General features: G+C 44.7%; 24 protein-coding genes and 1 pseudogene. 7 read left to right on the forward strand and 18 right to left on the reverse strand.

The window, feature by feature from the left end; all coding sequences use genetic code 11:
• The 3 genes from AAHT65_RS00930 to AAHT65_RS00940 form a co-directional block, all read right to left on the reverse strand.
• Positions 1 to 306 carry a hydrolase gene (locus tag AAHT65_RS00930; RefSeq protein ID WP_088117813.1) on the reverse strand — a complete coding sequence of 102 codons (306 nt, stop codon included), beginning with the start codon at positions 304 to 306 and terminating at the stop codon, positions 1 to 3.
• A gap of 55 nt (positions 307 to 361) precedes the next feature.
• Positions 362 to 766 carry a phage holin family protein gene (locus tag AAHT65_RS00935; RefSeq protein WP_003324944.1) on the reverse strand — a complete coding sequence of 135 codons (405 nt, stop codon included), beginning with the start codon at positions 764 to 766 and terminating at the stop codon, positions 362 to 364.
• A 159-nt stretch (positions 767 to 925) separates the two neighbouring features.
• Positions 926 to 1,363 (reverse strand): Dps family protein, encoded by a 438-nt coding sequence (locus AAHT65_RS00940; RefSeq protein ID WP_003324943.1) that lies wholly within the window; start codon positions 1,361 to 1,363, stop codon positions 926 to 928.
• 124 nt (positions 1,364 to 1,487) lie between these two features.
• Between AAHT65_RS00940 and ytzI the strand changes: the two genes are divergently transcribed.
• Complete coding sequence (gene ytzI / locus AAHT65_RS00945; protein ID WP_010789591.1) at positions 1,488 to 1,640, forward strand: YtzI protein; 153 nt, start codon at positions 1,488 to 1,490, stop codon at positions 1,638 to 1,640.
• Here ytzI and AAHT65_RS00950 read toward each other — a convergent pair.
• Entirely contained in the window at positions 1,634 to 2,086 is a 453-nt protein-coding gene (locus tag AAHT65_RS00950) for a FixH family protein (RefSeq protein ID WP_003324941.1), read from the reverse strand. The genes ytzI and AAHT65_RS00950 overlap by 7 nt on opposite strands.
• Before the next feature lie 128 nt (positions 2,087 to 2,214).
• Positions 2,215 to 2,688, reverse strand: a complete 474-nt coding sequence (locus AAHT65_RS00955; protein WP_003324940.1) for an S-ribosylhomocysteine lyase — start codon at positions 2,686 to 2,688, stop codon at positions 2,215 to 2,217.
• Between the two features lie 124 nt (positions 2,689 to 2,812).
• On the opposite strand from AAHT65_RS00955, the gene yidD reads away from it, so the two are divergent.
• A complete protein-coding gene (yidD, locus tag AAHT65_RS00960; protein WP_003324939.1) occupies positions 2,813 to 3,040 on the forward strand; it encodes a membrane protein insertion efficiency factor YidD in 228 nt (75 codons plus the stop codon).
• On the opposite strand, the gene AAHT65_RS00965 is transcribed toward yidD, so the two are convergent.
• The gene (locus tag AAHT65_RS00965) at positions 3,037 to 3,606 is read right to left on the reverse strand and encodes a beta-class carbonic anhydrase (RefSeq protein WP_010789593.1); all 570 of its coding nucleotides are present in this window, start codon (positions 3,604 to 3,606) and stop codon (positions 3,037 to 3,039) included. The two genes, yidD and AAHT65_RS00965, sit on opposite strands and share 4 nt — an antisense overlap.
• A 123-nt stretch (positions 3,607 to 3,729) precedes the next feature.
• On the opposite strand from AAHT65_RS00965, the gene AAHT65_RS00970 reads away from it, so the two are divergent.
• Positions 3,730 to 4,914, forward strand: coding sequence for a GTP-binding protein (locus AAHT65_RS00970; protein ID WP_277713779.1), 1,185 nt, complete (start codon positions 3,730 to 3,732; stop codon positions 4,912 to 4,914).
• A gap of 69 nt (positions 4,915 to 4,983) precedes the next feature.
• Here the strand turns inward: AAHT65_RS00970 and AAHT65_RS00975 are convergent, their stop codons facing one another.
• Positions 4,984 to 5,232, reverse strand: coding sequence for a type B 50S ribosomal protein L31 (locus AAHT65_RS00975; RefSeq protein WP_003324934.1), 249 nt, complete (start codon positions 5,230 to 5,232; stop codon positions 4,984 to 4,986).
• 217 nt (positions 5,233 to 5,449) lie between these two features.
• Between AAHT65_RS00975 and AAHT65_RS00980 the strand changes: the two genes are divergently transcribed.
• From AAHT65_RS00980 to AAHT65_RS00990, 3 genes are read left to right on the forward strand one after another with little or no spacing between them, the layout of a single operon-like run.
• Entirely contained in the window at positions 5,450 to 6,781 is a 1,332-nt protein-coding gene (locus AAHT65_RS00980) for a cytochrome ubiquinol oxidase subunit I (RefSeq protein ID WP_003324933.1), read from the forward strand.
• A gap of 31 nt (positions 6,782 to 6,812) precedes the next feature.
• Entirely contained in the window at positions 6,813 to 7,853 is a 1,041-nt protein-coding gene (locus tag AAHT65_RS00985; RefSeq protein ID WP_035175529.1) for a cytochrome d ubiquinol oxidase subunit II, read from the forward strand.
• 54 nt (positions 7,854 to 7,907) lie between these two features.
• Positions 7,908 to 8,066 (forward strand): DUF1540 domain-containing protein, encoded by a 159-nt coding sequence (locus tag AAHT65_RS00990; protein WP_003324931.1) that lies wholly within the window; start codon positions 7,908 to 7,910, stop codon positions 8,064 to 8,066.
• A 79-nt stretch (positions 8,067 to 8,145) separates the two neighbouring features.
• Here the strand turns inward: AAHT65_RS00990 and AAHT65_RS00995 are convergent, their stop codons facing one another.
• The gene (locus AAHT65_RS00995) at positions 8,146 to 8,811 is read right to left on the reverse strand and encodes an expansin EXLX1 family cellulose-binding protein (RefSeq protein WP_315917075.1); all 666 of its coding nucleotides are present in this window, start codon (positions 8,809 to 8,811) and stop codon (positions 8,146 to 8,148) included.
• Positions 8,812 to 9,120: 309 nt separating this feature from the next.
• On the opposite strand from AAHT65_RS00995, the pseudogene AAHT65_RS01000 reads away from it, so the two are divergent.
• Positions 9,121 to 9,632, forward strand: a pseudogene (locus tag AAHT65_RS01000) (cellulase family glycosylhydrolase); the annotation flags it as partial.
• A gap of 133 nt (positions 9,633 to 9,765) precedes the next feature.
• Here the strand turns inward: AAHT65_RS01000 and AAHT65_RS01005 are convergent.
• The 10 genes from AAHT65_RS01005 to AAHT65_RS01050 form a co-directional block, all read right to left on the reverse strand.
• Complete coding sequence (locus AAHT65_RS01005; protein ID WP_003324926.1) at positions 9,766 to 10,644, reverse strand: metal ABC transporter permease; 879 nt, start codon at positions 10,642 to 10,644, stop codon at positions 9,766 to 9,768.
• Positions 10,634 to 11,956, reverse strand: coding sequence for a metal ABC transporter permease (locus tag AAHT65_RS01010; RefSeq protein ID WP_343310844.1), 1,323 nt, complete (start codon positions 11,954 to 11,956; stop codon positions 10,634 to 10,636). The genes AAHT65_RS01005 and AAHT65_RS01010 overlap by 11 nt, the downstream gene beginning before the upstream one ends.
• Positions 11,953 to 12,705 (reverse strand): metal ABC transporter ATP-binding protein, encoded by a 753-nt coding sequence (locus tag AAHT65_RS01015; protein ID WP_003324923.1) that lies wholly within the window; start codon positions 12,703 to 12,705, stop codon positions 11,953 to 11,955. The genes AAHT65_RS01010 and AAHT65_RS01015 overlap by 4 nt, the downstream gene beginning before the upstream one ends.
• Before the next feature lie 18 nt (positions 12,706 to 12,723).
• Complete coding sequence (locus AAHT65_RS01020; RefSeq protein WP_094232631.1) at positions 12,724 to 13,650, reverse strand: metal ABC transporter solute-binding protein, Zn/Mn family; 927 nt, start codon at positions 13,648 to 13,650, stop codon at positions 12,724 to 12,726.
• Positions 13,651 to 13,936: 286 nt separating this feature from the next.
• Positions 13,937 to 15,052: an o-succinylbenzoate synthase gene (gene menC, locus AAHT65_RS01025; RefSeq protein ID WP_343310845.1), complete on the reverse strand. Its 1,116-nt coding sequence runs from the start codon at positions 15,050 to 15,052 to the stop codon at positions 13,937 to 13,939.
• Positions 15,049 to 16,509 carry an o-succinylbenzoate--CoA ligase gene (locus AAHT65_RS01030; RefSeq protein ID WP_343310846.1) on the reverse strand — a complete coding sequence of 487 codons (1,461 nt, stop codon included), beginning with the start codon at positions 16,507 to 16,509 and terminating at the stop codon, positions 15,049 to 15,051. Before AAHT65_RS01030 ends, menC begins: the two co-directional genes overlap by 4 nt.
• Before the next feature lie 84 nt (positions 16,510 to 16,593).
• Positions 16,594 to 17,412 carry a 1,4-dihydroxy-2-naphthoyl-CoA synthase gene (menB, locus tag AAHT65_RS01035; protein ID WP_003324916.1) on the reverse strand — a complete coding sequence of 273 codons (819 nt, stop codon included), beginning with the start codon at positions 17,410 to 17,412 and terminating at the stop codon, positions 16,594 to 16,596.
• 76 nt (positions 17,413 to 17,488) lie between these two features.
• Entirely contained in the window at positions 17,489 to 18,319 is an 831-nt protein-coding gene (gene menH, locus AAHT65_RS01040; protein ID WP_343310847.1) for a 2-succinyl-6-hydroxy-2,4-cyclohexadiene-1-carboxylate synthase, read from the reverse strand.
• Complete coding sequence (menD, locus tag AAHT65_RS01045) at positions 18,307 to 20,046, reverse strand: 2-succinyl-5-enolpyruvyl-6-hydroxy-3-cyclohexene-1-carboxylic-acid synthase (protein ID WP_343310848.1); 1,740 nt, start codon at positions 20,044 to 20,046, stop codon at positions 18,307 to 18,309. The genes menH and menD overlap by 13 nt, the downstream gene beginning before the upstream one ends.
• Positions 20,043 to 21,458: an isochorismate synthase MenF gene (locus AAHT65_RS01050; protein WP_343310849.1), complete on the reverse strand. Its 1,416-nt coding sequence runs from the start codon at positions 21,456 to 21,458 to the stop codon at positions 20,043 to 20,045. The genes menD and AAHT65_RS01050 overlap by 4 nt, the downstream gene beginning before the upstream one ends.
• Positions 21,459 to 21,645: the final 187 nt, after the last annotated feature.

Here is a 21,645-nt window from a genome sequence, read left to right on the forward strand (position 1 = left end):
TCATATCAGACCGTTTTCGCTTATAAAAGAACGCGTGGGATCATCACCCAGTTTATAAATCAGCTCGTACAGTTCTTTGCGAATGCGGTCTGCCTGATCATTCTGCGAGTCATAATGATACTCAACAAAAGGCACATGCGCCCGAAGAAAACTATTCCGATCTGAGAGATAAAGCTGATCAAAATATTCACGTAAAGCTAACACGTCATCTTCATCCGCCATAATAGTAAACTGCCACGGTGATGCGTCTGAATTCTGAGAAATCAGCCCGTCCTGTAATGAGATATAATATCTTTTTGTTGTCACACCTGATCACCCTTTGTCCATTATTGCTTTATTATGACCAGCCGACAGGCAAAAGTTACGGTTTGCGGCGGAATTTATTTTTTAATGTGTCCAAAAGGTCAATCAGCATCTGCGGGACCGGAACCCCGAGAGAACTTGCCGTAATCACGATTTGCACAGATTCGTATAAAATATAAAACATAATGGCCAAGTCACGCATCGACCCTTCTGTTTTCATAAGCTGATCAAAAAAATGGCAAACAGAGATAAGAGAGAGCGTCACTATTTTTTTGACAAGACGGGCAAAAGCATTTCTTAACGTCAGTTTGTTCAGAATGGATTCCTTTAAGGTCGTACTGATAAATTCAATCGCCATTAAAGAAAGCAAAATCAAAAATGAATACTGAAAACCGCCAAAGAAAAACCCCGCTGCTGATACACTGACAGCAAAAAACGAAAAGATGCCAAAGTCTCTATCCATTTGTCCCAACATCCTTTCACAGAAACGGCCTTACCATATTCTATGAGAAAAAGGAGGAACGGACTGGATTTCACAGAAAATTGGACTGGTTCTCGCCCAATTTTAAAAGGCAAATCAAAAGCCGGACACGCTTTTAAGCGTCCGGCTTACATGTGGTAATTATCCTAAATATGCTTTTAACATCCAATTATGCTTTTCAATGTTTTGATGGATTGCAAGCAGCATATCTCCCGTCGTTTCGTCGCCGACTTCATCTGCTAAATCCATACCGCTTTTAAGCTCTTCTGCAATAACGGTAAAATCATCATACACGCTTTGCACCATTTGTTCCGCCGTTTCATTTCCATCTGCTTCTTTCACAGAGGCTGTTTCCAGCGATTCTCTCATTGTTGCAATCGGCTTGCCATTTAACGCAAGCAGACGCTCTGCTAAATCATCAATGTAGGTAGCGGTTTCGTTATAAAGTTCTTCGAATTTTTCATGCAGTGTGAAGAAATCCTTCCCTTTTACATACCAATGATAATTATGTAGTTTCACATACATGACAGTCCAGTTGGCTACTTGTTTATTGACTGCTTGAATTAGTTTGTCTGACATTTTTATCGTCCTCCTTGTGTTTAGTATTGATATACCCCTTTTATCGTACGCTAAAACCTATTTTTTTAGCCGCCTGCCATATTTTCTTCCACTATGTTACAATTGTGAAAAAGGAGGTTTTTTCATGCTGCTGCTCATGAGCGTGGGGTTTCTGATCGTGCTTGCCGTATTGTTTTTATCCATATGGACGACGGTGAAAGCCTATGATTTTAAACATACCGTTGATTCTCCTGAAGACGAAAATTCCAAACTGCCTCATCAATCAAAACGTCAGTGATGATGTGAATGCTCATCTGTTTCTTTGCCGGAGGAACCGCTATCGGTTTCGGCATCCCCGACGCGCACTTGAATGGTCGGCATACTATGCTGCTGTTTAGCCGTCACGTGGGATTGAACGATATACAAACCGTCATCTTTAAAATCAGTTTCAAAGCGGTATACTCCTTTTTCTTTCTTGCTTGCTTTAAATTGACTGCTGCTGCTTTTTTCACCTTCCTTCCATACTTCAAACTCGACTTCATCTGCGTCTGTGACCGGCTCATCACCGTAAACGACCGCTGCTTGGTAAGCCGCTTTCTCGTTAGGCTGAACTTCCTCCGGTCCGGTAAGCTTTACTTCCAAAGCCTTTGGGACATCACTTGAACTAGCTTCATCCTTGGCATTTCCGCAAGAAGAAAGCAAAAAAACACCGCTGCACAATCCTGCAAATATCAGTTTTTTCATCCCATCACCCTTTTTCATCGTTTACCTTATTCTAGCAAACGCTTACACTAAATCACACGGTTAAATTGTGAATGTTTCAAAACATATAAAAAAGACCTTTTTGCAGCAGGCAAAAAGGTCTTTTGTTTTTATCCAAATACTTTTAATAGGTCTTCTTTATCCTGTGACAGCCAGAAGCGCATGAGGCGTTTTGCGCCTTCTAAATCGTGCAGCTTCGCCTGGCCGCACTGCTTCTCGTTTGCCGCAGGGATTTCTGTAATCTCAACCGCTTCCTTCAAAGTCGCGTCAAGCAAATCAACGATTTCCTCAGCAGTCGGTTCACCGCTGACGACAAGATAATAGCCCGTCTGGCAACCCATTGGCGAAATATCAATAATATCAAAATGATCGTATTTCTCAGAGTGCGTCCGAATCGTAAAAGCGAGCAAGTGTTCAAGTGTATGAATGGTATCAGGCTTCATGGCCTGTTTGTTCGGCTGGCAAAAGCGAATATCAAATTTATTCACAACGCCGTCCGTTCCCACTTTATGCACGCCGCAATGTCTTACATATGGAGCTACAACCGCATTATGGTCAAGTTCAAAACTTTCTACTGAAGGCATAATGGCACTCTCCCTTTTTCTAGTGTACATTCATTATAACATACTTTTCCAATCAGATTTATGGAGAAAACTTTTCATTTTCTGCATTTTTTTTTATACTAGCAACAGAAAGGTTGCTGAGAAAATGAAAACCATCTTCATTGGTCTAATCAGATGTTATCAAAAATTCATATCCCCGCTGACGCCCCCGTCCTGCCGCTTCTATCCGACTTGTTCACAATACGGAATTGAAGCGATCAAAACGCACGGCGCTCTAAAAGGAGGATGGCTGACGCTGAAGCGGATCTTAAAATGTCATCCGCTTCATCCGGGAGGTGTCGACCCCGTCCCTGAAAAAAAACGCAAGCACTAGTTCATTTCTTTATAGCCGTCGATCACAAGATCAAGCTTTCCGGTCTCAGGCTCGATCACAAGACCGTGGACAGGGACATTGTCAGGAAACAGCGGATGGTGTTTAATCACATTAACACTGTCTGTGACGCTTTCTTCTACAGAATCAAAACTCTTCAGCCATTGGTCAAAATCAACCCCTGAATGCTTTAGCATTTGAATCCGTTCTTCAGGAATTCCTCTTTCCACAATCTTATTCAGCATGCTCTCACTGTCAATTTTGCTCATGCCGCAATCATGATGACCGATAACGCAGACCTCGTCCGCGTTCAGCTCATAGACCGCAACCAAAAGGCTTCTCATTATACTTCCAAAAGGATGGGAGACGAGAGCGCCCGCACTTTTAATAATTTTCACATCACCGTTACGCATATTCATCGCATGCGGCAGCAATTCGACAAGACGAGTGTCCATGCAGGATAAAATGGCTACTTTTTTATCTGGAAACTTAGATGTTTGATATTTTTCATAATCCTTACGTTCAATGAAAGTCTGATTAAATTCTAAAATGTCATTAAGAAGACTCAAGATGGCAATTCCTTTCTTATCTTTTTAATCAATATATCATAAACCTTGTATTTTCGTCATCCGTGTTGTACCATTTATGAAGATTAAATCGTAATTATTCTTATTTATGAAAAGAGGATTATTATGGACAAGCGGATTCCTGTTACTGTTCTGAGCGGTTATTTAGGCGCGGGGAAAACAACTCTTCTGAGCCATTTGCTGAATGAAGCCCACGGCTTGAAGATTGCTCTGATTGTGAACGATATGAGCGAGATCAATATCGACAGTGCTCTTATAAAAAAAACACATGTGAAACGAACCGAGGAAAAGCTAGTCGAGATGCAAAACGGCTGTATTTGCTGCACGCTTCGGGACGACCTTTTGCTTGAAGTCAAAAAATTGGCGGAAGCCGGCGGAATTAATTATATACTTATTGAATCATCCGGCATCAGCGAACCGATCCCCGTCGCTCAGACGTTCACTTATAAGAACGAAGAGCTGGGAGCGGATGTGACTTCCCTTTGCAGATTAGATACAATGGTAACAGTTGTTGACGGCAATAGATTTTGGAAGGATTTCTCCTCAGGTGAAAGTTTGCTGGACAGAAAACAAGGGGCAGCCCCCGGGGATGAGCGTGAGATTGCTGACCTGCTAATTGATCAAATCGAGTTTGCCGATGTCATTTTATTGAACAAAATTGACTTGCTCAGCCAGCAGGAAGTTGATCAGCTGACCGCCGTTCTGAAGAAACTGAATACAGACAGTATCATACACCCTGTATCCTATGGGCGAATTTCACCTGATCTGCTGCTGAATACGTTTCGCTTTGATTTTGAAAAATCAAGCCAGTCCGCAGGCTGGATAAAAGAACTAAACGAAGAACATACGCCGGAAACAGAAGAATACGGGATCACTTCTTTTGTGTATCGGAGACAAAAACCTTTCCACCCCGTGCGTCTCATGAACTGGCTGGAAAAATGGCCGACAGATATCGTACGCGCTAAGGGATTTTTCTGGCTTGCGAGCAGAAACGATACAGCGGGGCTGCTTTCTCAGGCCGGAACATCTCTTATGATACAAGGAGCCGGAGATTGGATAGCCGCTTATTCTGAAGAGGAACGCCAAGAAGCATTTCTGGATGATCCCGGGCTGCTCGAAAACTGGGATGAGCGATATGGAGATCGTAAGACAGAGCTAGTTTTTATCGGCATTCAAATGGACCGAGCCGATATCACCGCCTCACTCGACACGTGTTTGCTCACAGATGAAGAAATGACGGCCGACTGGTCTCTGTTTGAAGACCCGCTGCCCAAGTTTATTTCTCAATAACAGAGAGCCGCTTACAAAGGATTGTAAGCGGCTTTTTGTGCAAAAAAAAGACAAACCCTGCGGCTTGTCCTATTTTCCCATATTGTATCTTTTGTTGAACTGCTCGACCCTTCCGCCTTTTTCATTAAACTTTTGACGGCCTGTGTAGAATGGGTGCGTATCTGAACTTACTTCCACTTTGATAACCGGATATGTGTTTCCGTCTTCCCACTCAGCAGTCTCTTCCGATTTTTTAGTTGAATGGCTCAAAAAGCGGTATCCGCTGTTCACGTCTTGGAAAATGACTTGATGACTCTCTGGATGGATTCCTTTTTTCATCATAAACTCCCTTTCTAAATCGTAATTATTACGCTTTATTCTACAACCTATCATGCGCTTTGTCAATCAGGCTGCCTGATCCGCTACTATATAATTCCCCTATTTTCATGCATCATAAACTGATGTTTTTCAACAATAGGAAGAATAATCTAATCGTGGAAGCAAATAATAAAACCACATTACATTAGAACGTCTACAAGAAAGGTGGTTTATTCAGGTGGATGATTTGGTTTTGGCTAGAAGTCTATTTGGCACGACAATGGGCTTTCATATCATTTTCGCAACGCTGGGTGTCGGCTTGCCGCTCATGATTTTAATGGCGGAATTGATTTACCAAAAAACAAAGGATGATCATTACGCGATTATGGCAAAAAGATGGACAAAGGCGCAGGCTGTCCTGCTGGGGGTGGCCATCCCGACCGGAACCATCGCAGGAACACAGCTGGCTTTGTTATGGCCCGGCTTTATGGAGGTTATCGGAAGAGTGATGTCGCTTCCGTTTCAGATCGAAATTTATGCTTTTTTCATAGAAGCGCTGTTTATGTCCATTTATGTGTACGCTGCGGACCGTTTAACCCCTGCGATGCGGATTACCGCCGTCGTGTTTGTTTTAATCGGAGCGGCGGCTTCAGCTGTTCTCATAACAAATGTCCATGCGTTTGAAGGGACGCCTGCCGGTTTTAAAATCGTAAACGGACAGATTACGGATGTTGATCCATGGGCGGCATTTTTTAACCCTAGCTTTTTCGTCACTGCAACCCATGTTGTATTGACTGCTTTTATGACCGGGGCTTTCATTGTTGCTTCTATTGCCGCCTACAAAATGATCCGAACAAGAAAAAATGAAAAAGTCTACCGTTTTCACCGCAAGGCGCTGCTGCTCGCTTTGATCATCGGCGGAATTTTTTCTGTGGTTACGTCTCTGAACGGTCATGAGTCAGCTCAAATGCTTTATAAATATCAGCCGGAAAAACTGGCGGGAGCGGAAGGGCTGTTTGAAACCAGGTCGCATGCGCCGTTAGCGATCGGCGGCTTTACGGATGCAAATGAAGAAAAGGTAAAATGGGCCATTGAAGTTCCCTGGGCCTTAAGCTTTTTGGCGGCAAACAGCTTTGACACCGTGGTAAAAGGCTTAAATGCTTTTCCAAAAGATGAATGGCCTCCATTATTCATTCACACATTATTTAACGGGATGGTCGGAATAGCAATGGTGCTTATCCTCTACTCCATCGTCGGCTTACTATGGAAAAAAGTATTGAAAAAAGACCGCTTTCCGACGTGGCTGCTGGTCATTTTCGTAACGGCGGGGCCGCTCAGTTTGATCGGAATTGAATTCGGCTGGATTTTCGCCTGTACGGGAAGACAGCCGTGGGTAATCTATCACCTTTTGAAAACCTCGGATGTCGTCACGACAACAGGCTCAATCGGCGTATTATTTATGCTCTTTACTTTTGTCTACGCCGTGCTGGGAGCAGCTGTCGTTTATGTGCTGCTTTATTATTTCCGCAAGCATCCCGTTGAAGAGGACTTAAAAGCGGCAGAGTCTTAATTACAAATGGAAGGAAGTTATATTGATGCAAATGGACATTTCATCAGATGCTCTGATCGCAATTTCAATTGTATGGGGATTTGTGTTTATATATGCCGTTATGGCGACAATGGATTTTGGGGCCGGCTTTTGGTCCATGATCTATTTGAATAAAGAACAAACAAAAGCGACCGGCATCGCCAACCGATATTTATCGCCGACTTGGGAAGTCACAAACGTTTTTATTGTCGCCATTGTCGTCGCGCTGTTTAGTTTCTTTCCGGGGGCCACCTTTGTGCTTGGTACGGTTTTATTGATTCCGGGCAGCATTATTTTACTGCTTTTGGCGATTCGGAGCGGATTTCTCGTTTTTTCAAATACGGCGAAGGAACGTAAAATCATGAGATACATTTCCGGCATCTCTGGTTTTATTATCCCCGCAGTTTTAATTCTTGTCCTGCCGGTGACACATGGAGGATTTATTGAAAAAACGAATGGCATTTATCATTTAAACATGGCCAGCATCTTTACAAGCCCTAATGCTTATTCATTTATCGGATTTGCGATTTTAACCACTTTGTTTCTCTCCTCGCTGCTTCTGGCGGATTTTTCAAACGTGGCGGAGGAAGAGCACGCATTTCGCATTTACAGAAGAAGCGCCTTGATTACCGGGCCGCTGTCACTCATAATGGCCATGTTTATTTTACTTACCTTGCGAAATGAAGCAAATTGGCTTTATACCGGAATGATGAAGGATTTGACCTGGCTTATTGCCTCGGTGGTCACATTTATTATCGCCGGCATCGCCCTCTTTTTGCCTAACAAACGCTTCGGCAAAAACCTTGGAAAACCGAGGATCGCAGTGGTGGCGATTGCCATTCAATATTTCTTGGCAAGCTACGCGTACGGACGGGCCCATCTCCCTTATATGATTTATCCGGATATTACCATCATGTCAGGCTTTACAGAGCCCGCAACCTTCAGAGCTTTGTTTATGACTTACATTGTCGCCTTTATTATCTTATTTCCGGGATTCTATTTCTTCTGGAAATTGTTTATGAAGGATAAACGGTACATCCGCCAAGAGGAATAGCGCAACACAGGATGGCTATACTAATAACGTACCTTTATCTAGGAGGGTGATGGCATGGACCAAAAAATTCTATGCGAAGTCAATAACTGTTCATATTGGGACGAAGGAAATAAATGTACGGCCGATGCTATTTATGTCGTCAGCCATACAGGAGAAACTGCTGAAAATAGCGAAGAAACAGATTGTAAAACATTTAAACCTCATAAGCATTAGTTATTGCTGAAAAAGCTGCTCCCAATTAACCAAAGAGGCTTGAGTATGAACTCAAAGCCTCTTTGGTGATTCCGGCTACTCAGTCCGGGAATTGAACATGTCCCGGTACAATATACGCATCAGACGAACCATCGGCAGGAAGTTTAGGGATGGTATCTTCCACTGTTTTCCCGCGGATATCGGTTATTCTGACCTTTAGAGAGTTTGTCCCCAGGTTTGTGCTGACAAAGTGGTTATAATCCATTTTCTCCATGCCGATCCATTTTCCAGATTTGTAATACTCCATTTTCATTACAGGATACTTGTGATTTCTGACTTGAATAGCCGCCCACCACTGACTGCTGCCCTCTTTAATCCGATAAGAAAAATGACCTGTGACCGGTCCTTTGACGACACGCCATTTCACGTTGATTTTTCCTTTAGACATGTCGCCGATTGTTTTAAAGGCATTAGGCGAAAGATCGAGCGCTCCTGATGCTCCTTCGGGATATTTATCAGTTACATATACTGTGGTTTTCCCTTTCGGTCCCTGGACTTCTAAATAAGCTCCGGCTAAGGCTGCTTTCACTCCGCCGTAATTATAATCAGCCGTGTTTAAAGCCGTAATTTTCATGTCGGACGGTATCGGATCAAGCATAGCCGCCCCTCCGGAATACCCTGAACTTGTGTACGTCGCATAACCTGTTCGTACGTCATTATAAGCTGCTGATACGTGAGCGGATAAACTAACCATCATGAAGAACATTGTGATAAATACAAGGCCGATTTTCTTTTTCATTTTCACAAACTGCCTCCTTTAAAACTCAAATGAGAATCATTTTCATTATACTGAGCGCTCTATATCCATTAAAAGGGCCGATAGATAGAATTTTCTATTTTTAAAAACGAGAATTAAGATTCATAGACAATCAAGAAAATCGTTTTTACACTGGACAAGGCTGAGGCTGAAGAGAGAAGGGAAAACCTTTTTAGGAGAAATTTTGTCATCAACTGTGTAAACAATCTAAAGTTTATCGTCATATTTCTTAAAGGGAGAAATAAGAATCGCTTCTTTATAGACTGGCATATCCTGAGTGGCGGAAAACCAAATCAGAATAGAGACCCATGCGAAGATATTTTTCAAAGAAATGTCGAAACTTTATGGCGATACACCAAATGTGATATATGAAATTGCCAAGAAGCCAAACGGAGATGTAAACTGGAATCGTGATATAAAACCATATGCAGAAGAAGTAATTTCTGAAATCCGTAAACAAATGTGATTATTGTCGGCACCGGAACCTGGAGCCAGGATGTCAATGATGCGGCCGACAATCCATTACAAGATAAAAACGTTATGTATTCGTTTTTATGCCGGCCCATGGCCAGGCGCTAAGAGACAAAGCTTAAAAAAGGCGCGGCGCTTTTAGTGACGAAATGGGGAAACAGCGGCGTTTCCCCTGAACAGTCACAAGAATGGCTACTTACCTAAACAGCAAAAAAAGCAGCTGGGTGAACTGGAATCTGTCTAATAAAACGGAATCCTCTGCCGCTTTAGCACTGGGTGCAGGCAAAACCGAAGGCTGGTCACAATCGGAGAAATTCGAGGAAAAATATTCTTCATTAACACTTAATTAACACAAGCAGCAGATGGGGAATGCAGCCGAATGGGGTTACTATGACTTTTGAAAACAAGCTGAGAGCTCCTGATAAGCATCCCTCAGCTTGTTTTCACCTTTCGCCCTGTCAGCCGCTTTGAAATAAAGCCATTTGCAGGAGAAAACAAAAAGGCCGTTAAGAAAAATACGCCTGTCATAGCAGCCATGGCCCCGGAAATAGAAACATTCAGCCATGTGGCGAAGTAATAGCCTGAAACGGCGGAGAGTGCGCCAATCGCTGCGCTTATGATCAGCATATGGAGCAGCCGATCGGTCAACAGATAGGCGGCTGCCGGCGGGACAATCAGCATCGCAACCACCAATATAGCACCGACGGAATCGAAGGAAGCGACAGTCGTAAGCGACAACATTCCCATTTGGACGTAATGGATAAACAGAACCGGAATGCCAAGTGCCAGCGCCATTTCAGGATCAAAAGAAGAAATTTTGAACTCCTTGTAGCACAGTATAATAAGCAGCAAATTAATGATCAGCACAGACGCCAGCATCCAGAATGCTTTTGGGCCGATATCGGTTCCGAACAAGGACACCGTATTCCAAGGTACAAAAGCGATCTCTCCCATTAATGAATGCTCGACATCAAGGTGTACATTTCCTCCGTAGACAGATAATAAAATCACACCCACCGCAAATAATGAAGTAAAGACCACACCGATGGCAGCATCAGACTGGACACCTTTACTGTGCAGCAGCTGAACAAAAAATGCCGTTAAAAGCCCGACTGCCGCAGCACCGATAAACATAGAAATACCGTCAAGACTGCGGGTGACGAGAAAAGCTCCCACTATGCCGAGCAATACAGTATGGCTGATCGCGTCTGCAAGCATTGCCATTTTTCTCAGTACAAGAAAGGTGCCGATTAATGCGCAGCTGACACCGACTAATATCCCCGTTACAATAATCCACGCCTCAAAGCTCATTGATCATCTGTCCCTTCTCTATTTCCCGATGTTGCGGACGGAGTGCGGGCATTCTTCCATGCATCTTCAAGAGGCTGACGAGCCTTTCTTTCATTTCATCCGATAAACGGTCTGGTTTAAAATCATCTATTCCGCCCGCATCCACACTCGACAGCTCCATTTCATGCATGAGATATATCTCGTACATACGATATGCAAGCGCCAGTCTATACCCTTTTTCAAGTCCTGAACGCGTCACTTTCCATGTATCATGTTCTGATCGAAGAATATATCCCTCTTTCTCCAGCATTCTTAAAGACTTTTTACATAATGCAGAACCGATAGGCCTTTTCTTTCTCACGAGGCCTTCTGTGATATCGGCTTCCTTTGTTTTTTCGTTCAGCTCATATATTGTCAGCAGAACCTGCTCATAACCCGTTTTTCTTCTCAGTTTAAGCAGCCTGACCGCCTTTGCGGCTAACCCGCGCCTCGGCGCAAATAATAAAGAGAGCAAAAATACACAGGTGGCGGTGAGAATAATCAGAGGCCCTGTTGCCATGCCATTCATCGTCGTGCTCAGCAAGGTTCCCGAAGCACCGCTGATTCCGCCGATCAGACCGGCTATTACGGCCATCGCCGTCAGGTTTTCTGTCCAATATCTCGCAGCAACCGCGGGTGTGATCAGCATGGCCGCCATCATGATCACACCTACCGTCTGCAGTCCGATTACAACGGCACATACGATAAGCAGAACGAGAAGCCCGTTTAGGAACTGAACCGGCATTCCCAGCCCTTTGGCAAACGCCATATCAAATGTTATGATTTTGAACTCTTTAAAAAAGACCGCACAAACCAGTAATAAAACGGCTGAAATCACTGCAATAATGACAATATCCTGTCTGACCAAAGATGCTGCCTGGCCGAATAAAAATGAATCAAGACCGCTTTGATTGCCGGAACCGAGTTGCTGAATATACGTCAAAAGCATGATGCCGACACCAAAAAAGACAGACAGAACGATACCGATAGCGGAATCCTCTTTAATTTTTGAATGCCCGGTAATCTGCTGAATACACCATGTCCCGAGTAAACCGAAAACCGCAGCGCCGACCAAAAAAAACAGCAGTGATTTCTGTCCGGTTAAGAGAAAAGCAATACAAACACCAGGCAAAGCCGAATGAGCCATCGCATCACCAATCAGACTCTGTTTTCTCAAAAGAACAAAGCTTCCGAGTACGCCGCTTGCGATCCCAAGAAGCAAAGTTCCCGCCAAAACCCACTGGGTATTCGGGTGCTGAAGCTGAATCCACACATTTTCTATCAATACACTCACCCCTGACTCCCTTCAACCATGACTTTATCTTTGAGAAAGGCGAGCCTTCCTCCATAGGCTTTTTGCAAATTATCTATGGTAAACACTTGTTCCGTTGGCCCGAACGCAATTTTTCTGAGATTAAGCAGCAAAATCCAGTCAAAATAATCTTCAGCCGTCTGCAAATCATGATGAACGACAAGAACGGTCTTCCCCTTTTGCTTTAATTCAGTCAGCAGGGTAATAATTGCCCGTTCCGTTGCCGCATCAACGCCGACAAACGGCTCATCCATAAAATAGATATCGGCATCTTGGCACAATGCTCTGGCAAGAAAGACCCGTTGCTGCTGCCCGCCTGATAGCTGGCTGATTTGTCTGTCGGCATAGTCCAGCATGCCGACTTTGTCCAAACAGATCCTAGCTAACCCGACATCCGATTTTTTCGGCCTTTTCAGCCAGCCGATATGGCCATATCTCCCCATTAAGACGACATCAAGTGCGTTTGTTGGAAAATCCCAATCAACAGAACCTCTTTGGGGAACGTATCCAATTTTTTTTCGCTGCTTGCTGTATGTTTTTCCGTAAATCGAGACGTCGCCGGATGCGCGGGGGATGAGTCCCAGAATCGCTTTGATTAAAGTAGATTTTCCCGCTCCGTTCGGTCCGATGATACCAATCAATTTTCCTTCCGGCACCTGCATCGAGATGTCCTGCAATACAGGCTTTTTATGATAAGCGACGGTTACGTTTTCAATGTCAACCGGGTACATATTCTTCCCCCTCTCTGCTTATTTAAGTGAATTGACAATTGTATCAATATTATGTGTAAACATTCCTTCATATGTTCCTTCCTCTGTCCCCTTTGCTCCCATTGCATCAGAATATAGCTGGCCGCCGATTGACACATTGTGCCCCTTCTCTTTAGACCCCTCGACGACTGCGTTTATTGACTTTTCAGATATGCTGCTTTCAACAAAAACAGCTTTAATATTTTTATCCGCCAGCACATCAACCAGCTCTTGTACATCCTTTAATCCGTAATCAGAATCGGTGCTGAGCCCTTGCAGTCCTCTCACCTCAAACCCATACTCCTTCCCAAAATACGCAAAAGCATCATGAGCAGTGACTAGCACCCGGCTTTTCTTAGGAATGCTCTCAATTTGATCACGCGCTTTTTTATCTAAATTTTTCAAATTTTCTTTGTACTTCTCTGCATTCTTTTTAAACTCATCGGCGTATGCTGGTTTTGCTTCGCTCAATTGTTTTTCTACTTCATCAATAGCATACAGCCATAACGGAATACTGAACCAAACGTGCGGGTCATGCGTATCTTGGTCTTCTTCTGTCGATATCAGCTTCTCCTCAGGAATAGCCTCAGCAACGGGAGCAGTCGGTTTTTGCTCACCGATTTTTTTAAGTATATTCTCCATTTTCCCTTCTAAATGCAAACCGCTGTACAACACAATATCAGCGTCGGTTAATTTTTTTGTATCGCCTTGGGAGGCTTTATACAAATGAGGATCAACGCCAGGTCCCATCAATGAGGTGACCTCGGTGTGTCTGCCGCCGATTTTTTCCGCCGCATCCGCTATTTGGGCCGTTGTGGTCGTCACTTTAAGCTTGTCATCGCCGCTCCCGCCGGAAGACTTTGAACCGCAAGCCGTTAAAGCAAAGCTAACCATAATGACTGCCATAAATAATGCGCTTTTTTTCATTCCATTTCCCTCCCCGAATGCATGCTAAAAAATAAGAATATACTCCTATTCTATGTATTCTTTTTTTAGACATGTGACATTTAATTAGCTAAAAACACCTTTTGTTCACAAGTGACAAAAAGTTTCCTTAGCGCAAAATTATCGCGTTTCTCCATTTTTGTCAAGCTGTTTTCATAAAAAAACCGGCTGAAATCAGCCGGTTCAAACGAGAAGGGGATGTTTTATCTAACGGTTTTACTATATCAGCAAGTTTAAGATCTTCACAAATTGCTAAAAAGCAATTATCTCAGCTGTTCCTCGTAAAAACATCCATTTTTGTCACGTATTTTCTCATAATTTCTTGATTCACCTCAACGCCTAAACCCGGCTGCTCCGGCACAGATATAAAGCCTTTATTAATGCGGATGTCCGGTGTCACGATATCTTCCTCCCAATACCTGGATGAGGATGAGATATCCCCCGGTATCGTAAATTGAGGCAATGAAGCAAGCGCCACATTCTGCGCTCTGGAAATGCCTGTTTCAAGCATGCCGCCGCACCAGACTGGCATGTGGTGTTCTTTGCATAGATCATGAATCTTGAGTGCTTCAGTCAATCCGCCGACCCGGGACGGCTTTATATTGATAATCTTGCAGCTTCCCAGTTCAATAGCACGTCTTGCATCATCAGCCGAACAGATGCTTTCGTCAAGGCAAATGGCGGTTTTAAGATGCTTTTGCAAGTGGCGGTGGTCGACTATGTCATCAGCCTGGAGAGGCTGTTCAATCATCATTAAATGAAAATCATCAAGCTCTTTAATTCGGCTGATGTCCTTCAGCTGATAGGAAGAGTTTGCGTCAGCCATCAGCGGAACTTGAGGGAATCGGCTGCGAATGGCTTTTAATAGCTCGATGTCATTCCCCGGCTGAATTTTAATTTTAATCCTTTGATAACCTTCTTTTATATATTGTTCGATATCACGCAGCATATCATCCAGCGGCGCAAGACCGACAACCACGCCTGCGGGAATTTTCCCCCTTGAACCGCCGAGCGCTTCAGCAAGCGTGATGCCCTTGCGTTTCGCGTAGATGTCCCATACAGCGGATTCCAGTCCGGCTTTTGCCATCCGGTTTCCTTTAAACCGCTCCAGGCTGTCCGGCACGTCAGAGGGGTGGGAAAACTCACGGCCGACTACATTAGGAATAAAGAAATCCTTCAGCATATGTAAGCAGGTTTGAATGGTTTCCTCGGTGTACCACGGAGAGGAGAACGCGGACACTTCTCCCCAGCCGACAACACCGGACTGATCAATCGCCTCAACTATTAAAAATTTACGTTCTTGAAGCGTTTCTATACTTGTTTTGAATGGCTTTTTCAATTTCATACTTACATGATAAAGCGTGATTTTTTCAATCTGAATCATAACAGCTCTCCTTTACATGCATCCTTCAGCTGATGTCTCAAAAGCTTGTTTGAGGCATTTCGCGGCAGCTGATCCAGTACAAAAAATTTTGCCGGTATTTTATATTTAGCCAAACGTTCTCTGCAAAACGAAGCCAGCGCTTCTGCACTGACCGGATTACGCAAAACAAGATAGGCATGCGGCACCTTTCCCCATTTGGGGTCCTCGGCTCCTGAAACACCCGCTTCGGCTACAGAAGGATGGGCGAGCAGCGCGGATTCCACTTCTGCAGGATAGATATTTTCTCCCCCTGAAATGATTAAATCAGAACGCCTGTCCAGCACATATAAAAAACCTTCATCATCCAAATAACCGAGATCGCCGGTTTTAAACCATCCATTATGAAAAGAAGCTTCATTTGCGCTTTCTCGGTTAAAATAACTTTTCATGACATTCGGCCCTTTAACCATAATTTCTCCATGTTCAAGCGGCTCGCACGTTTCACCGTCTTTTTCAATTCTGATTTCACATGAAAACAGCGGCTTACCGGCTGAGCCGAGCTTATCCATACTGAATTCAGGTGAAAGAGTGACAATCTGCGAGCACGTTTCCGTTAAGCCATAGGATTGAAAAACCGGAAATCCCTTCTGACGGCATTCTTCAAGCAAAGACAGCGGCGCGGGGCCTCCTCCAAGCAGAATACATCTGATCGAATCAGGACAGCGATCTGTTTCCGCCAAAAGGCTCGATAGCATTGTCTGCACTGCCGATATGATTGTCACCTGATGCCGGCTGACCGCATCCAGCACATCACTCACAGAAAACCTTTCATGAAGCACAACGGCCATCCCGTATATCACAGATTTAAACAAAGCCGACAGCCCGCTGATATGAAACAGCGGCAATGCGATAAGCCAGCGATCCCGTTCGGTTACACCTAAATTAAGAGCGGAGGATACCGCACTGAAATAATGGTTCCCGAATGTTTGCTGCACTCCCTTCGGCCTGCCCGTCGTTCCAGAGGTATACATGAGCGTTGCAGTATCGTCCATTTGCATATAAGATTCAACCTCAATGTCGTCTATCTCCACTGCAGTAAGCTCATCGACGTCAACCGTCTTGATTATATGCTCATAATCCTGTTTCCGGAAGTTTGAATCCGTCAGTAAGAGCTGGGCCGCGGAATCCTCTACCTGGAACAGCCTTTCATGTTTGGACAGCTTTGTATTTAAGAGTACAACTTTGACCCCCAGTAGAAAGCAGGCGTGAACGGCGTACACCATTTCGGCTCTGTTCCCCAACAAAATGGCGGCTGTGTCTCCTTTATGTAAAGAACACGCGGAAAGCTGCGCGGCCATTTTTTTCGAGGCGGCATATAGTTCTGCAAATGTGAGGCTGTTGCCTCCATAGATGAGAGCGATTCTCTCAGGTGTAAGCTGTGCCCTTTGAATGAGCCAGTTGGGCTGTTCTGTCAGCATATCATCATCTCCGAGGTAAAATTACTGTATTCAAAGAAAACAGCTTGGACCGCAATGGCTCAAGCTGTTTCAAGTATCGTTTGATCACGGAAAACGAGGGAACTGTCCGAAATCAGGATCGCGTTTTTCCTTAAAGGAGTCACGGCCTTCTTTTGCTTCATCTGTTGTGTAGTAAAGAAGAGTGGCGTCCCCTGCAAACTGCTGGATTCCGGCAAGTCCGTCTGTATCCGCGTTAAACGCAGCTTTGAGAAAACGGAGAGCGGTCGGGCTTTTCTCAAGCATTTCTTCACACCATTTAATCGTTTCTTCTTCAAGCTTCTCTAAGGGAACAACCGTGTTGACAAGCCCCATTTCCAAAGCGTCCTGGGCGTTGTATTGACGGCATAGGTACCAAATTTCACGCGCTTTTTTGTGTCCGACGATACGCGCTAAGTAGCCTGAGCCATAACCTGCATCAAAGCTTCCCACTTTAGGGCCTGTTTGTCCGAAGATCGCGTTATCAGCGGCGATTGTTAAATCACAGACAATATGGAGTACATGGCCTCCGCCGATTGCATAGCCAGAAACCATGGCTACGACAGGTTTAGGGATTACCCGGATTAAACGCTGTAGGTCCAGAACGTTAAGGCGCGGGATTTGGTCGTCACCGACGTAGCCTCCATGGCCGCGCACTTTCTGATCTCCGCCTGAACAAAATGCTTTGTCTCCCGCACCTGCAAGGACAATGACACCGATATTTGAGTCATCTCTCGCGTAAGCAAACGCGTCGATCATTTCCGACACCGTTTTAGGGGTGAACGCATTATGTACCTCTGGTCGATTAATTGTTATTTTGGCAATGCCGTTATACGTTTCATACAAAATTTCATCATATTTTCGTTCGCTTTTCCATTCTGCAGCCATTATATGACCTCCTCTATTTTACATATGAGCCCGGCAATATCAGGCTCACTTTTTCACGTTAAGTAAGCACAATGTATTATGCTTTCTCAGACGATAAAAATTCACTTACTATTTTACCAAAAAAACGCGGCTGTTCCACATGAACCGTATGCCCGGCCTGTTTGACAATCTTAATTTTACTGTAAGAAAGCCGTTCATGCACCTTTTTATTGATGCCGCAAAATTTTTCGTCCCATTCTCCGCAAATGAGAAGAACCGGAGCGGTTATTTGCTCTAATTTGTCCCACCAGGAAGGCTGGGAACCGGTTCCCATTCCCGTTAAACTGTTGGCAAGACCAATGGGACTATTTTGCAGGCGTCCTCTTCGTATAACATCCCGTTTGCTTTCATCAAGCAAACGCTGGGAGGAAAACAGAGGAATGCTTTCCCAATAATCAACGAAAGACACAATGCCCTCTCTTAATATAGAATCAGCAAGCTTTCGATCCTTCATGATTCTGGCTTTCCGTTCCTCAAGTGTTCTCAAACCAGGCGTGGTGCTTTCCAGCACAAGCGTGGCCACACGTTCAGGGAATGTTACGGCAAAAGAATAAGCAAGCCTTCCTCCCATAGAGTAACCAATAAGTTTCACTTTGTGAAGTTTTAATTGGTTAAAAATCTCGGCAAGATCAGAAACTTGCCGGCTCGTACTATATCTGCGCCCATCGATAGGCGCGTCTGTTTCCCCATGCCCTAAACAATCAATCTTCACCAAACGTGATTCAGGGAACATTGCATCAAGAAATGTCCAGGAATCTTTACTGCCGGTGAATCCGTGCAGACAAACGACAGCTTCAGAAGCATTCGGATTGTGATCGCTCACAGCGTAACAAACGCCGTCTGAGACTGTAATCTTTACAGTTCCCATTCTTTTTTCACTTCCTGCACAACCGAATTCAGCAAATCACGATGGAGCTGCACCCTTGACTGGCGATCCGTTTTGATTTCTATAATATGAAGCCCGGGCTCATCTGCTTGAGGCGCGTATGATTGGCGGAATTCTTCCCATGACTCCGGACATGAATACGTCCCTCCGTAGAGAGCGGCGGCATGCTTAAAGTCAAGGCCCGTCGGAGTGCCGAACAAATCTTCAAAATGCGTTTGTTCAGATGACTGCGGCAGAAAAGAGAAAATTCCTCCGCCGTCATTGTTAACAAGAATGACGGTAAGCGGGATTCCAAGTTTCTTCCCGGCTAAAAGACCGTTTAAGTCATGATAAAAAGACAGATCTCCAATCACAAGCGTTACCGGCGCTTTTGTTCCTTCACTAACGCCCATAGCTGAAGATACGACACCATCTATCCCATTAGCGCCGCGATTCGCGTAAATTCGGAACTGGCGGTCTTGTTTTTCAAAAAACGTATCCACGTCACGAATCGGCATGCTGTTTCCGACAAACAGCGAGCTGTTTTCCGGAATGAGATGCTGAAGCTGTCTGTACAGATTTCCTTCAAATGAGATTTCCTCACTGCTTACGGACTGAAGATGATATCGGAACCGTTGATTGACAAATTGCCATTTCTCCAGCCATTCAGCCGGTCTGTTTTCAAACCCGTCCGACAATAAGGCATCGGCAAACGCCCCAGCATTGCTGTGAATCATGTAAGCACTCGTGTGTGTCGGGTCTCTCCAGCCGCCGTCCTCATCTATTATAATCTGCTGAATATCCGAATCTTCCTTCAGCCATAAAAATAGCGGCTTTGAAACGGGCATCGGCCCAAAACGGATCACAACGTCCGGACGCAAAACGGCTTTCAGCTCGTCGTCCTTTAAAAACGAATCATAGGCGTCGATCACCATTGCCTTATCATGAGCGCCTGTTCGCAGGTTAGACAGCGGATCGGCTAAAATCGGATACTGTAACGCATCAGAAAGGGCAAGAATATGCTCTTTTTCAGTTTCGCCGTGTATTTCTCCGCAGACGATCATCCCTTTTTCCGCATCAGCCAGAATGGCCTTGATATCAGACAAAGAATCACTGTCAACTGAGTGTGTCCCCGTTTTAACAGACACATGGCTTCCCGTTCGTTTTCTCTCAAACGGATGATCAGAGAGATCTGGCATAAGCGGCTCTCGCAGCGGCACATTCACATGAACCGGACCCATCGGCCGCTTGCCGGCTTCCCCTGCGGCACGGCTTGCCAGCGTCCGAATATAACGGAGCATATGGGGATCATTTTCTGGCAGAGCCGAGTCTGTGAAAAACTTAACAAAGTTACCGAATAAGAAGTGCTGATCAATCGCCTGCGGTGCTCCCACCTCGCGCAGTTCGTGCGGCCGATCAGCAGTCAACACAATAATCGGAACCCTCGAATAATGGGCTTCAATCACAGCAGGATAAAAATTAGCAGCTGCCGTGCCTGATGTGCAAATAAGCATCACGGGCCGCTGCTGCGCTTTTGCCAGTCCCAGGGCGAAAAAAGCGGCGGATCTTTCGTCAATCTGGACATGAACATGAATATCCGGATGGGCAGCAGCCAGAATCGCCAAAGGAGTTGATCTTGAACCTGGACAAATGACAGCGTCCGTCACCCCTGACAAGGCAAATTCATCAATAAAACTTCCAATATAATGTGTGATCGGATTCACTGTCAATGCCTGTCACCCCCTAAAGCAGAGATCATCGGCTTTAATTTGATTTGTGTTTCTTCATACTCTGCTTGCGGATCTGAGTCAGCGACAATGCCGCATCCCGCAAATAAACGGACTTGGCTGTCTGCAATAAGGCCCGACCGGATGGCAACTGCAAATTCGCCGTTATCCTGGCTGTCAATCCAGCCCACCGGGGACGCATACCAGCCTCGGGACATCGGCTCGAGTTCTCTTATGACTTCCACGGCCTTTTCCCGAGGCGCTCCGCCCAAAGCCGGAGTAGGATGAAGTTTTTTAATTAAGTCAAACATGGAATCCGAATGATTAAGCTGTCCGACAATCGGCGTATATAAATGCTGAACGTTTTTCGTCTTATACAGTTCAGGACCATCTGGTTTTTCGACGGTGTCACAGCTTGATAAAAAAGCATCTTGAATCATATTGACCACGATATCATGCTCTAATAAGTTCTTCTCATCGTTTAACAATTCAAGCTCCATTTCGCGGTCCTCTTCCGGATCAGCTCCGCGTTTGATTGAGCCTGCCAGACAAGAAGACATCACACGAGTTCCTTCTTTCTTAATCAGCCTTTCAGGAGACGCCCCGACAAAGCTTTTGTTTCCTTCTTCTACAGCGAAAATATAACTCGTTTTTTGATCCTTCAGGAGTTTGCGAAGCACGCTGTGAACTCGGACAGACCCGTCGAACGTCAGCTTCACCTCGCGGGCAAGCACTACCTTGTCATACTGGCCCTCTTTAATTTCATCTGTTGCGGTTTTAACCGCTTTGAGCCAATCTTCCCGGTCAAGTTCCTCAGTCTGCGTGATATTTGCCTGCGCCTCTTCATCTAAAGAAGAAACCGCGATATTGTCCGCAAACGATTGTAAGCTTGCCAATACATCTTCCGCCTGCTCGTTTTTGCTGACCCATTGATTGACCGTCAAAAATTGTCCGTCATCCGTTTTCGTCAGCATAAGCGACGGAACAAAGAAATTGCCTTCAGAAAAATGATCCCACTCATTCCCTCTTGTTTCCAGGGGATCGAAGGAAAAACCTCCGAATAAAACAGGCCCTACCGCTGCCTGCTGCAGATTTTCTTCATCATGAATATGAAAAGCCGTCTTTTTAAAGCGCTCCCATTCTTCAAAAACCACGTGATACCGCTCATCGTTTTTTTCATCCGTCCGGAAAACAGCTTCTTTGCCAAGACCGACTATTGTCAATTCACTATCTGGTTCTGACCAAAAAAATCGTTTACCCTTATATTTTTTTGCTCCGTAATTGAAAAATGATAGAGGGTCCAGAGACTCAATTCGTCTCGAATAGCTTAATAAGACAGCATGGTTGACTTGTTTGGCTTTATGTAATGCAAAAGGAACTTCCTCTCGGAAAGTACGCTGCACTGTTGTCACCATGAGACATTCCTCCAAAATCCGTAAAATGCTTTTAATACAATACACCTGTGATTTCATTGTGTCAACAACACAGATCGAGCAGTCCAAAATACCTGCCTTACTTATTATAAACCTAATTGCTCAAATGAAAAAGAAACAAACCTGAAATTTCTTCACCCTTGCTTAGCAATAATTATATCTGCTTCTT

Source organism: Bacillus atrophaeus (assembly GCF_039519175.1).
Taxonomy (GTDB): domain Bacteria; phylum Bacillota; class Bacilli; order Bacillales; family Bacillaceae; genus Bacillus; species Bacillus atrophaeus.

Coding starts and splice junctions, on each gene's coding strand:
- AAHT65_RS00935 (WP_003324944.1), bottom strand. CDS start 766: ATGGATAGAGACTTTGGCATCTTTTCGTTTTTTGCTGTCAGTGTATCA.
- AAHT65_RS00940 (WP_003324943.1), bottom strand. CDS start 1,363: ATGTCAGACAAACTAATTCAAGCAGTCAATAAACAAGTAGCCAACTGG.
- ytzI (WP_010789591.1), top strand. CDS start 1,488: ATGCTGCTGCTCATGAGCGTGGGGTTTCTGATCGTGCTTGCCGTATTG.
- AAHT65_RS00950 (WP_003324941.1), bottom strand. CDS start 2,086: ATGAAAAAACTGATATTTGCAGGATTGTGCAGCGGTGTTTTTTTGCTT.
- AAHT65_RS00955 (WP_003324940.1), bottom strand. CDS start 2,688: ATGCCTTCAGTAGAAAGTTTTGAACTTGACCATAATGCGGTTGTAGCT.
- yidD (WP_003324939.1), top strand. CDS start 2,813: ATGAAAACCATCTTCATTGGTCTAATCAGATGTTATCAAAAATTCATA.
- AAHT65_RS00970 (WP_277713779.1), top strand. CDS start 3,730: ATGGACAAGCGGATTCCTGTTACTGTTCTGAGCGGTTATTTAGGCGCG.
- AAHT65_RS00975 (WP_003324934.1), bottom strand. CDS start 5,232: ATGAAAAAAGGAATCCATCCAGAGAGTCATCAAGTCATTTTCCAAGAC.
- AAHT65_RS00985 (WP_035175529.1), top strand. CDS start 6,813: ATGGACATTTCATCAGATGCTCTGATCGCAATTTCAATTGTATGGGGA.
- AAHT65_RS00990 (WP_003324931.1), top strand. CDS start 7,908: ATGGACCAAAAAATTCTATGCGAAGTCAATAACTGTTCATATTGGGAC.
- AAHT65_RS00995 (WP_315917075.1), bottom strand. CDS start 8,811: ATGTTCTTCATGATGGTTAGTTTATCCGCTCACGTATCAGCAGCTTAT.
- AAHT65_RS01005 (WP_003324926.1), bottom strand. CDS start 10,644: ATGAGCTTTGAGGCGTGGATTATTGTAACGGGGATATTAGTCGGTGTC.
- AAHT65_RS01015 (WP_003324923.1), bottom strand. CDS start 12,705: ATGTACCCGGTTGACATTGAAAACGTAACCGTCGCTTATCATAAAAAG.
- AAHT65_RS01020 (WP_094232631.1), bottom strand. CDS start 13,650: ATGAAAAAAAGCGCATTATTTATGGCAGTCATTATGGTTAGCTTTGCT.
- menC (WP_343310845.1), bottom strand. CDS start 15,052: ATGATTCAGATTGAAAAAATCACGCTTTATCATGTAAGTATGAAATTG.
- AAHT65_RS01030 (WP_343310846.1), bottom strand. CDS start 16,509: ATGCTGACAGAACAGCCCAACTGGCTCATTCAAAGGGCACAGCTTACA.
- menB (WP_003324916.1), bottom strand. CDS start 17,412: ATGGCTGCAGAATGGAAAAGCGAACGAAAATATGATGAAATTTTGTAT.
- menH (WP_343310847.1), bottom strand. CDS start 18,319: ATGGGAACTGTAAAGATTACAGTCTCAGACGGCGTTTGTTACGCTGTG.
- AAHT65_RS01050 (WP_343310849.1), bottom strand. CDS start 21,458: ATGGTGACAACAGTGCAGCGTACTTTCCGAGAGGAAGTTCCTTTTGCA.